This is a genomic window from Pseudoalteromonas sp. M8, assembly GCF_018141365.1.
Classification (GTDB): Bacteria; Pseudomonadota; Gammaproteobacteria; order Enterobacterales; family Alteromonadaceae; genus Pseudoalteromonas.
Genome location: NZ_CP047240.1, coordinates 2,621,870 through 2,632,655, shown reverse-complemented (window position 1 = coordinate 2,632,655; position 10,786 = coordinate 2,621,870). Strand labels below are relative to the sequence as shown.

The 10,786-nt window shown below is 42.4% G+C and carries 14 protein-coding genes; 11 read left to right on the top strand and 3 right to left on the bottom strand.

Going from position 1 to position 10,786, the window contains the following annotated elements; all coding sequences use genetic code 11:
• Positions 1–33: 33 nt before the first annotated feature.
• The 9 genes from GSF13_RS16435 to GSF13_RS16395 all read left to right on the top strand — a co-directional run bounded on the left by GSF13_RS16435 (position 34) and on the right by GSF13_RS16395 (position 5,873).
• Positions 34–486, top strand: coding sequence for a hypothetical protein (locus GSF13_RS16435; protein ID WP_211866324.1), 453 nt, complete (start codon positions 34–36; stop codon positions 484–486).
• Positions 479–1,372: a hypothetical protein gene (locus GSF13_RS16430; protein ID WP_211866322.1), complete on the top strand. Its 894-nt coding sequence runs from the start codon at positions 479–481 to the stop codon at positions 1,370–1,372. Before GSF13_RS16435 ends, GSF13_RS16430 begins: the two co-directional genes overlap by 8 nt.
• Positions 1,356–1,913 (top strand): hypothetical protein, encoded by a 558-nt coding sequence (locus GSF13_RS16425; protein ID WP_211866320.1) that lies wholly within the window; start codon positions 1,356–1,358, stop codon positions 1,911–1,913. The genes GSF13_RS16430 and GSF13_RS16425 overlap by 17 nt, the downstream gene beginning before the upstream one ends.
• On the top strand, positions 1,891–2,256 hold the full coding sequence (locus tag GSF13_RS16420; protein ID WP_211866318.1) for a DUF1353 domain-containing protein: 366 nt from the start codon (positions 1,891–1,893) through the stop codon (positions 2,254–2,256). The genes GSF13_RS16425 and GSF13_RS16420 overlap by 23 nt, the downstream gene beginning before the upstream one ends.
• Positions 2,234–2,896, top strand: a complete 663-nt coding sequence (locus tag GSF13_RS16415; protein ID WP_211866316.1) for a hypothetical protein — start codon at positions 2,234–2,236, stop codon at positions 2,894–2,896. The genes GSF13_RS16420 and GSF13_RS16415 overlap by 23 nt, the downstream gene beginning before the upstream one ends.
• On the top strand, positions 2,893–3,375 hold the full coding sequence (locus GSF13_RS16410; protein WP_211866314.1) for a hypothetical protein: 483 nt from the start codon (positions 2,893–2,895) through the stop codon (positions 3,373–3,375). The genes GSF13_RS16415 and GSF13_RS16410 overlap by 4 nt, the downstream gene beginning before the upstream one ends.
• On the top strand, positions 3,372–4,073 hold the full coding sequence (locus GSF13_RS16405; RefSeq protein ID WP_211866312.1) for a hypothetical protein: 702 nt from the start codon (positions 3,372–3,374) through the stop codon (positions 4,071–4,073). The genes GSF13_RS16410 and GSF13_RS16405 overlap by 4 nt, the downstream gene beginning before the upstream one ends.
• On the top strand, positions 4,040–4,990 hold the full coding sequence (locus tag GSF13_RS16400) for a hypothetical protein (protein ID WP_211866305.1): 951 nt from the start codon (positions 4,040–4,042) through the stop codon (positions 4,988–4,990). Before GSF13_RS16405 ends, GSF13_RS16400 begins: the two co-directional genes overlap by 34 nt.
• Before the next feature lie 118 nt (positions 4,991–5,108).
• Entirely contained in the window at positions 5,109–5,873 is a 765-nt protein-coding gene (locus GSF13_RS16395; RefSeq protein WP_211866303.1) for a class II glutamine amidotransferase, read from the top strand.
• Between the two features lie 64 nt (positions 5,874–5,937).
• Here GSF13_RS16395 and GSF13_RS16390 read toward each other — a convergent pair whose 3' ends face one another.
• From GSF13_RS16390 to purM, 3 genes are read right to left on the bottom strand one after another with little or no spacing between them, the layout of a single operon-like run.
• A complete protein-coding gene (locus GSF13_RS16390; protein WP_017219540.1) occupies positions 5,938–6,633 on the bottom strand; it encodes a DUF3108 domain-containing protein in 696 nt (231 codons plus the stop codon).
• A 13-nt stretch (positions 6,634–6,646) separates the two neighbouring features.
• Positions 6,647–7,297, bottom strand: coding sequence for a phosphoribosylglycinamide formyltransferase (gene purN, locus GSF13_RS16385; protein WP_017219541.1), 651 nt, complete (start codon positions 7,295–7,297; stop codon positions 6,647–6,649).
• On the bottom strand, positions 7,297–8,349 hold the full coding sequence (gene purM / locus GSF13_RS16380) for a phosphoribosylformylglycinamidine cyclo-ligase (protein WP_017219542.1): 1,053 nt from the start codon (positions 8,347–8,349) through the stop codon (positions 7,297–7,299). Before purM ends, purN begins: the two co-directional genes overlap by 1 nt.
• Before the next feature lie 386 nt (positions 8,350–8,735).
• On the opposite strand from purM, the gene GSF13_RS16375 reads away from it, so the two are divergent.
• Both GSF13_RS16375 and GSF13_RS16370 read left to right on the top strand, forming a co-directional pair.
• A complete protein-coding gene (locus GSF13_RS16375) occupies positions 8,736–8,978 on the top strand; it encodes a DUF465 domain-containing protein (protein ID WP_010373888.1) in 243 nt (80 codons plus the stop codon).
• 252 nt (positions 8,979–9,230) lie between these two features.
• Positions 9,231–10,733 (top strand): bifunctional diguanylate cyclase/phosphodiesterase, encoded by a 1,503-nt coding sequence (locus GSF13_RS16370; RefSeq protein ID WP_233525162.1) that lies wholly within the window; start codon positions 9,231–9,233, stop codon positions 10,731–10,733.
• Positions 10,734–10,786: the final 53 nt, after the last annotated feature.

The window sequence follows — 10,786 nt, the reverse complement described above, 5'->3', positions numbered from 1 at the left end:
TGGTCGCATACTCAGCAACTAAAAGCGGGGGGCATGGGGGTCTGCAGCTACAATGGTTCTCTGGATGATGCAGCATATGCGTATATTGGAGTTGGAGAGTCCCCGTGGAGTGACGGTGTTCGGGTTAGTAGGACACAATTTAAATACTTTGGCCATGACATACTTCACGCTGGTAATTTCGCCTCATTCTTACAAAGCGGTTATCGCTCCCATGCAGGAAGTGGACTGCTCTCACTGGGTGAAAATCGCCTGATTGCATCTAAACGATACACGTTACCACCTGTGACAAATCTGCCTCGGTCATCAAAAGTCATCATTACTAAAGAGCTGAGTATCCAAGCAACAATTGCCTGTACTGATAGTAAGGTCTGGTATGTAAACGGTCGAGGTCAACTATCTGAGGTAACTGAATTTGATTTTATAGACCACCGCGCATTGACGCTATTTTTAAATGGAGAAAAAGAATGGGAGCTCTTAAGTGAATAATACCATTAATATGTTTTCGAACGGCTACCCGTTCCCATACCCAAAGCGCAGCCAGTTTCCTAGCTGCTCTGCGCTCCTGTCGAACATGACTGAGAGCGGAAATAATTGGCGAATAATAGACCCAATTGCCGCTGATGGCAGTTATGTAGAGAATAAATTAAACATATTGGTATACAAGTCTGCCGGCGGCAATGTCTTGTGGAGTAGTGAGAATGTATGGCTGAGCAAAGGGGCATACTATTCGACCGCATTGTTTTTTTTGGGTGAGAGTATTTTTGCCTTTGTTGGCAAGAAATTAGTAAAAGTCAACCGTGCTACGGGTGTCATCACCTATGGGCAAGAAATTACTCACCCAGATGAAAACTACACCTATGCAGCATACAGTTTTTGTTACATAGGCAACCAATTGAAAATCAAGGTGACGGAACGGCTAGCAACCAATGGAGATCTGGTAACGTATTGCTATTTTGATGTAAACACAGACGCGCTCACCATCAACAACAAAATACCAACACCAATTAACGGTGAGGCATCGTTGATTATTGCGAATGGACAGGTTTCTGTGCACTCGTTAAATACTCCCAGTTTTTCATCTGGCTACACATCGAGCATTGGAGCACCGACCTTCAGACTAAAAGTTAATGTGGCTGTCGACGATAAAAATGTGTATTTGCCTTTAGCAATAACTCAAAGCACAGAACTTCCGCTATTTCATAGAGGTGAACAAATATCACCAAATACGTTAATGCTTGGCATTTCTAAAGAGGGTAGTAATCCAAACCTAGTTTATCAAGATGCGCTGTACTGGGATTATGACTCTTTCAATGAGTGGGTAATCAACATCATTAAACATCACATGGGGTATGATTTTGGAACTATTAATTAAAATAGCACCTGGTAATGTGGAGGGGCAGCTACCAGATGAGCCGCAGTATTTTACCAATCAACATGTTGTTACGATTGGGGATGCGACCTATCTCCACTGTAAATATTCAGGCACAAAACAGATTGCATCAGACTACGATGTAGCGCAACTGAAAACCAATAACTCTCGGTCGTTACCAGTTATCGGGCTAAATGATATCGCTGTTGAAACTACCAATGGCAAATTAATAGGCCAAATCTGGTGGGTTCCAAAATCTGAAAAACTAGTTTTAACGGCTAGGGCTACTGGATTACCAAACGGCGGGCTCATGGTGATGGTTGAGCGCGTAGTAAATGCGAGCCAACCAATTGAAGACCTACGGTTTATTGCGACTATCAAAGATGGCGTGGTGACGTTGCCATTACAGTTTGATACCAGCGGTAATTATCTAATTACTGCCAAGCGCCTTAACGAGGGTTTGGCACGTATCGAAAACGCGCCGTTTAGATTGGATTTTGAAACGATGGAGTTTGACGTTTATGTCCCAGTTACCACATCCTAAGTTGGAGTTTATTGGAGGTGGTAAAGCGCGGGTGCTTGAGCCAATTAAACACAAATATGGAGAGGTAGCTGCTGGGATCGTAACTGATGGGTTCAGCATTCCGAGATGGCTATGGTGGTTTCACAATCCATTTGGAGATGGGTTACTTGCTGCGATCATCCATGATGATGAGCTTAGAAAGCGCAACCCACAAGCACATCAGTATTTTAAAGAATACTTACAGCTTGGTGGTGTGAGTAAACTCAAAGCTCACATTATGTATTTTTTTGTGCTCGGGTATCAAAAAGTAAAATACCCTAATGCTTTTAAGGATAGCCTCAATGGACAGGGCAGCGTTAAATAGACGGATAAAAACACTCCATAAGTTAAGCCATTACAGCTATCAAACATCACGAACTATGACCAGTGCAGCAGGGGCCGCTGAACTTGCGGAAGCTGTACAAGATGAAACCAGAATTGATAGCCCTAACAGTTGGGATGGTTTACTGCTCTATAGTTTTGGACAAACCGAAAAAGCTCTAAAAAGTAAGCTGGAGAACTTTAATCAATCATGTCCAATTGCTGATTTTATTCACACGGCAGCTTATGCAGAGAGCTTAACTACTGTGGAGCAAGATAAGTTTACAATCACAAACGGGCAAAGTTTGGATTGGCAAACGTTAACTACAACATCATTAAAACCTTTGAGTTTACAATGGCTCAATGATTCAAAAAGGCTCATAAATGATGAGGGGACAACCCTTATTACATCCATTGACAATGCGATGACAGAAACTGAAAAACTAAAAGCAGAGCGAAATCATAGGCTAAATCCTAGCGAAGTACACATTGCAACGAGACTTAATGCTGAGCTGATTAGAGCTTCAAGCAGAAGCTCTCTTGCACAAGCTATAACTCGATTTGGCAATAATGACGAACACTGGGTTTTTGTGTTACTCGTCGGTAATTTTGAAAGCCTAAGCATAGTGAAAGACGCAATATGATCAGTATAGATGGATGGCGTGTGCCAGGTTATGAGACCAAGGTAAGCGCGGCAGTAAAAATTAAGGGGGATGATGCATCGGGATTCGGCTCGTTTGCGTTGTCACTTGACCAAGGTATTAAGGCTGCGGTGCTTACTGTAAAAACAAAAATACCATTCGCTGAAGAACAAGAGCTAGAAGCGTTGATCAGTAAGGCAAAGGCACTCGATGAAAATGGCGCGCGTCGAACCTATACCATCAATAGCCCTATTTCAGCAGCATATAAAATCCGCCGCGCCAAATTTGATGGCGATGTAAAAGCAACTGAAGATGAAGACGTGAGGGCGTGGCTCGTATCTTTTAACCTGCTCGAAGTGAGATCGGTATCGGAGCGCCAGCAACAGCAATTAGATTCAAAAGGTCAACAAACCGCTGCGGCGCAGTCAACGACAGGTCATGAAAAAATATTGGCTCAATTTAGCGAGGTTGAAGGGCCTTGAAATTAAATGAGCAACTAACAATTGGCGGAGTGCCAGTAACAACAATCGAAAAAAAGCTAGTGCAACTGGATATAGGTTCTACAGGCAGGGCGAGCTTTCAAGTTGTTTGTGACTTTGAACCAGCCGGACTAGTTGAACTGCATATAGGATATGAATTAGAGGCGTTGGAGCCATACTTTTTAGGTGTGATTGAATCAAAGTTATATTCAAACGGCTTGTGGCACTTGACATGTAGAGAGCTAATTGGCGCACTAAGCTTTAAAATACCTATGGCAATTAGACATGCAACGATTGAAAAGGTATTGGCAGAGCTATCACAAGGACAGCTAGAATTTGTTATACCAAATGTACAATATTCAAAAGCCGTCGTACCAGCATTCCACCATGCAGGAACAGGCATTGAAGCGCTACGCCAAATTGGTGCAGTTTGGCAAATACCTCATTACATAGTTCAGCAGCGACCTGATGGGAAAATCTACGTTGGCAGTTGGGAGCATTCCAAGTGGGCCACCTCTGAGGTTAGTGAGTTCCCTGAACACGCAATTAAAACGATAAACAGCTTAAGCGGCGAGGTGTTAGCAATACCAAAGTTAAGACCTGGCATAAAAATCAATGGCCGATACATCACGGAAATGACACTAAAAGATGACAGGATGCAATTAAGATGGTCAAACAAGCTATTAAACGGCTCATACTAAGGTATTTTCCTGAGCTAGGTGAGCGAAAACATTTACCACAGCTGGCAAAATTTGTTGCTATATATGATTTGCCTACAGATACCCCAAAAGCTAGCACTCCGTACCGACCATACAAAGCAGCAGATATACAGCTCATAAACCCACAAACTCTTGAGCCGACTGACGCACCGGTATTTCAACAAGTGACACTAGCAATTGGACAGCCAAATAATGCAGGTGTCATCTCACACCCCAAGCCCGGCATGCTTTGTCTACTGCAATATATTGACGGGCTCAACAGTCTACCTGTGATCACTGCAATACTGCCATGGCAAAGTTTAGTGCCAAGCTCTAAACACACAGACGTATCTCTTTTACAAAGTGCTACCAGCAGTATCCAAGGTCGCGATGAAAGCTGGCATATGAAAACGGATAGAGATATCAGTCAATGTAGTGACACAAGCACCGTTATGGCGAGGTCAAGAAATGAGGCCTACCATGAGCGCACGTGCAACATAGAGAGTCATGACATAACCAGGATAGATGGCAACCAAATAAATGAAGTAATGGGCGCCCTGAAAACAATTGTGGGTGAGAAGGCGTTACTAACCGCGCTCGAAGGCGTATTGATTGGCAGTAAAAAACAAATTGAAATAAAAGCACATGATGATATGCAGTTGCAAAGCTTGCGGACGCTTTATGCAAAAGCTGCTGACCTTGCAAAAGTAGAGGGGGCGACTGTATGGGTTGGTAACAACTCAGTTAATGCGATAAGAATTATTTTAGAACTAATTGAAGTTGTCGCAAAGACTAACGAAAAAATAGCGACTCATAAGCACGAAATGACAAAACCGCCACCAATTAACGCCGCTGAGTTTACAGGTTTTAAAAGCAAAGCTGATGCGTTACATGGTAAGCTTAACCCGATAACTAAGTAGGTTTTTTGCCTATTTTAATGAGATTTTGAAAACCAAACTGTGACCAAAACTGTGACCAAAGTGGATTTTAAATAGAGTTTTGTTTTTAAATTATTGATTTTTAAGGGGTGTATAATTCGTGTGTGAGCTTTTGGGGATGTCGGCGAACGTACCGACGGATATTTGTTTTAGCTTTTCTGGTTTGTTGGAGCGCGGTGGCAATACGGGTCCTCATAAAGATGGCTGGGGTATCACCTTTTACGAGGGGAAAGGATGTAGAACCTTTAAAGATCCAGAGCCTAGCTGTCAGTCTGAAATTGCTAAATTAGTCAAAGCATATCCGATTAAAAGCGTGTCCGTAATAAGTCATATTCGACAGGGAAATAGGGGACGAACTTGTCTTGAAAATACCCACCCATTCACTCGAGAATTATGGGGTCGGGAGATCACGTACGCCCATAATGGCCAGCTTTCGGACTATAAAGACTTAAAAACTGATTTCTACCGACCAGTTGGGAATACAGACAGTGAACTTGCTTTTTGTTGGATTTTGGACAAAGTACGAGAAAAATACCCAAGTCGTCCGTCAAACATGGTCTCAGTTTTCAGGTATATCGCAAAGCTAGCGCACACATTGAGAGACAAAGGGGTATTCAACATGTTGATAACCGATGGTATTTATGTGTTGGCGTATTGCACCAATAATCTACATTGGATAACCCGTAGAGCCCCATTTGGTAAGGCTACCTTAATTGATGCGGATATGGAGGTGGATTTTCAAAAGGAAACCACACCAGATGATGTTGTCACTGTTATTGCAACTCGACCGCTGACCAACGATGAACAGTGGCAGAAACTTGAGCCCGGCGAGTTTGCTTTATTCAAATTAGGTGAGAAGGTGTAGTTCTGAGTTTTTGTAAGCAAAGGCGGCTTAGTTGAGCCGCCTTGATGAATCAACGATGTTGCTATCAAATCTCTGATTTGGGTTGGTAGGTTTTAAGCTCTATCTGAAACTGCTCCATACCATCTTTACCTTTGTACATTTTAACCAGCATATGATCATAACTTGGTGCAAACCAAGCAATGGCTTGACGATCGCTATCATCATAAACGCGTTTAACTTTGATGGTTTTGACGTTGCCAAAAGGTAGAGTGATCATTTCCTCGCCGGCCACCTCAAAATCATAGCTTCGCTGGTCGCCTTTTTTGTCTATGATAGGATAGCTAAACTTGGTCTTTCCCGCCTTTAAATCCTCTCGCAGCTGTACTTGATAACTAATTAAATCTTGCTGATTCTCAAGCCACTTCACTTTCAGTGGATACTTTTCTTCACTGGAGGTAATTGCTTGGTTTTGATGATCAAACTTAATTTTGTAGCTTTTATCTGGACCAGTCCCTTCACGGGTCATACTGTAATGTAGTGGGCTGACGGTATGTTCAGCGACTTTAAACAATGATTCTTCAGTTCTTACGTCTGAAAAAATCATCCATTCGATATCGCTTTTGTAACGTACAGCGTATGTTGCATCGGCTATTTTTGTGAGGTCTCGCGTGGCACTACCATGAACCTTACCTTTGCGTGAAACTTGGTATTCGGCGTGATATTCAGTGAGAGAGTTCGCAAATGTCGAAGTGGAAAGTAGAGCGCTAATACCAATTAGCACAGCGCTCCATTTTTTATTTTTCTGGGTACGGCGCACCTTGAACTGGTAAGGTTTTGTTATCAAAAACAGCATAGTCTGCTTCCATTGTTAGTCTTTGTTCGCTGAACCATTTGACCACCAAAGGATAAAGAATGTGTTCTTGCTTATGCACACGTTGCGCCAGTGACTCTGCCGTATCATCTGGAAGAACAGCGACCTTGGCCTGACAGACCACAGGACCACCATCTAACTCTTCTGTGACAAAGTGAACGCTAGCACCATGTTCTGCATCGTTTGCATCGATTGCTCTTTGGTGGGTGTTCAGCCCTTGATACTTAGGCAACAAAGAAGGATGAATGTTCAACATTTTTCCTCTAAATTTTTGCACCAAGTTTGGAGTTAGAATACGCATAAATCCAGCTAATACAACCAAATCTGGTGTAAAGCTATCAATTAGTTGACCAAGCGCAACGTCATACTCTTCACGAGATGCGTATTGCTTATGGTCTAAAACAGAAGTCGCTATACCAGCCTCTTGCGCTCTGGTTAGGCCGTATGCGTCCGCTTTATTACTGACAACGGCTGCAATTTCACCTTGAATATAGCCAGATTTGCAAGCATCAATGATTGCTTGCAAATTTGAACCACTACCAGAGATCAGAACAACAAGGCGAGTGGGTGCCATTACTCGGCACCACCTAAGATCTCAACTTGCTCTTCACCAGCCTGAGCGTCTTGAATTTCACCGATGTGCCAAGCGTTTTCGCCTTGTGCTTTCAGGATTTCAAGGCTTTGTTCAAGCTTGTCAGCAGGAACAACTAAGATCATGCCAACACCACAGTTGAATGTGCGGTACATTTCGTGCGTTGCAATGTTACCGTTTTCTTGTAACCAGTTGAAGATTGCAGGCCATTGCCAGCTATCACCTTTAATCACTGCTTTTGCAGATTCAGGTAGCACGCGAGGGATGTTTTCCCAAAAACCACCGCCAGTGATATGAGAAAGTGCGTGAACATCAACTTCTTTTAATAGCGCTAAGATTTGCTTTACGTAGATACGGGTTGGCTCTAGCAGGTGCTCGCCTAGAGTTTTGCCTTCGAACTCTGCGTTAGTATCTGCGCCAGATACTTCTAGTACTTTACGGATTAGAGAGTAGCCGTTTGAGTGCGGACCGCTTGAACCCAATGCAATCAGCTGATCGCCAGCCGCAACTTTAGTTCCATCAATGATTTTAGACTTCTCTACCACGCCAGTACAAAAGCCTGCCATATCGTAGTCATCGCCTTCGTACATGCCTGGCATTTCAGCCGTTTCACCACCGATAAGCGCACAACCAGAAAGCTCGCATCCTTTACCAATACCAGATACTACGTCCGCCGCAACATCAACGTCTAACTTGCCTGTAGCATAGTAGTCCAAGAAAAATAGGGGTTCAGCGCCTTGGACAATAAGATCGTTAACACACATAGCAACTAGGTCAATACCTACTGTGTCGTGCTTTTTCAAATCGATAGCTAAGCGTAGCTTAGTACCAACACCGTCAGTGCCAGCAACCAAAACAGGCTCTTTATATCCAGTTGGAAGTTCGCATAGTGCACCAAAACCACCAATGCCACCCATTACTTCTGGGCGACGAGTTTTTTTCACTACGCCTTTAATTCTTTCGACCAATGCGTTGCCCGCATCGATGTCAACGCCAGCGTCTTTATAACTAAGAGACTGTTTTTGTTCGCTCACAGGTTTTCCTCAAAAGTTGCTAGATAGATTTGCTTAGAAACGCCGACATTTTACAACAATTGCATCTAGGCGGCTAGCGACTTTGCGAGAAACCCTAAGAATGTGGTCAAAGGTCCTCGATTTTGTATCACGAACAGTATAAAGAAACGACAAAAACTTTGATTGTTTATAACTGAATGTGATTTGCGTTAGATCAATACTCAAAGAAGGTGGCAGCGTACTATGGAAACAGGCCCAATCAGACAGTAACTTCAAAAAATGTATTCGAAATCACTGTCACTAACGGCGCATTGATTGGGTCTACCCTAAACTCAAATGCATTTTCAGCCTTAATCTGAGATTTATACCCAAACTCAGATTACCTAGCTATTTATGGGAATAAAACGATGAATATTGAACGCCACAGCCTAGCTAAAGAACTGCCAGAGTTTAAAGACAGAATTCATGAATTAAAACTGTCTGATGGACATTTCTCAAAACTTTTTAAAGATTATCATGAAGTAGACAATGAAGTTATTCGAATTGAAGACGGTGTAGAGCACTCAAGTGATGAGTATCTTGAGTCACTGAAGAAAAAGAGACTGTGGTTAAAAGATCAACTTTACCGAATTCTAAAAAGTGCAGACTAACTTTTAATCAAGGCCAACTGGTCTATGTGAGCGGGCTGCCAAGTCCGCTACTAAATTCCCCACCAATTGTTGAATAATTTAGCCTGTCCCGAGCAAGGGCAGATTTATAATCTATACTCTAACCATTGTATTCCATGCACGACGACTCCTTTGATTGCACTTATATTAGTATTAGCTGGCAGCTTTATCATGGGATTAGCTTTTTCACCGGCCTTTAAAATATGTCGATTAACCTCTTCGGTCGGGTGGCGAGTGTTGTTAATTCTTATGGCTCTGTTTGAACTCGGATACTTGAGCTTTGCCTACTTTCTGTACGATCACAATAGCGCTAGTTTCATTGAGCAAGGCTTAAGTTTAATCCTGTTTCTTGGCTCCATTTTTGTTTTTGTGGTGAATTGTCTAAGTCTAACAAGTCTGCAAGAATTAAATGAAATTGCAACGCAGGCCAAATATAACGCTGAACATGATTTTTTAACGGATTTAGAGAATCGCCAGCGCTGCATTGACGCCATTAATGAACGTAAGCATCAGCAGCTCGACTTTAGTGTTATCTTGGTTGATCTGAATAATTTTAAGCAGATCAACGATGCAAAAGGGCACTTCTTTGGTGATAAATTGTTGGTGGAACTTGCACACAAAATGCGTGCAGCACTGCTTCCTCGTAGCAAGTTATATCGCATGGGCGGCGATGAATTCATTATCCTGATGGACGTTACAGACGTAAACTGTATTTACTCTCAAAACAATGCACTACTGAGCGAGTTAAAGTCTGGGATAGAAATTGAGGAGTTACAACTGGATGTGACCTACAGCGCAGGAGCAAGCTTATGGACTAAATCGCGCCAACTTGATGTGTTTGACCTTTTGAAGCAAGCTGATATCGCCATGTATTCGGCCAAGCATAGCCGTCAAAGCATCGTCATCTTTGATGAAGAGCTTCATGAGGGAATTGAGGCCGAGTTCCAACTTTTAGCTAATCTCAAAGTTGCGCTCGCTCGAGGTGAATTGGCGCTCTATTATCAACCGATAGTGTGTTCTCAAAGTGGTGATATTCATGGAGTAGAAGCGCTATTAAGGTGGCCTCAGCCCGACGGTACAATGATAATGCCAGATCAGTTTATTGAGTTAGCGGAGCGTAATAATCTTATCCGGCAGCTGAGTGCATTTGTGATTAACCGTGTATTCCAAGACCTTGCAATATTGATTGAAATAGATGACAAGTTAGTTGTGCATATCAACCTTTCCTGCCAAGATTTTGCTGAACAGAATCTAATTAATACCCTTGCTATGCTACTGGATACTCACCGAGTAGACCCAACTCATATAGTATTTGAGCTTACAGAAAGCACCGTAATGGAAGAAGTGGAAAAAGCGAGAAGCCTAATTGAAACATTAATAGATATGGGATTTGCAGTGAGTATTGATGACTTCGGCACTGGTTTTTCTTCATTTTCTATTTTAAAAGAGTTACCAATTTCGCAGATCAAAATAGACGGTTCGTTTGTAAGGCTAAGTCATGAAAGTGAAAAAGATCAAGCCATAGTAGAAACCAGTATGTTTTTAGCACGTAAATTGAACTGCAGTATTGTTGCTGAGGGTGTTGAAAGCGATGCTTGTTTGCAGTATTTGTATAGCTTGAATTGTCCGTATATTCAGGGCTTTCAGATATGTGAACCACTTTCGCTAAGCGAATGCGTAAAGTGGATTAATTCCCAGAATATGGTGAAAGGCGCAATGAAAAGGTTAGACGGATGAGGTCTATAACCTCTCTCTGCAAAAAGCTTGATATCCAGATATACGAATAAATT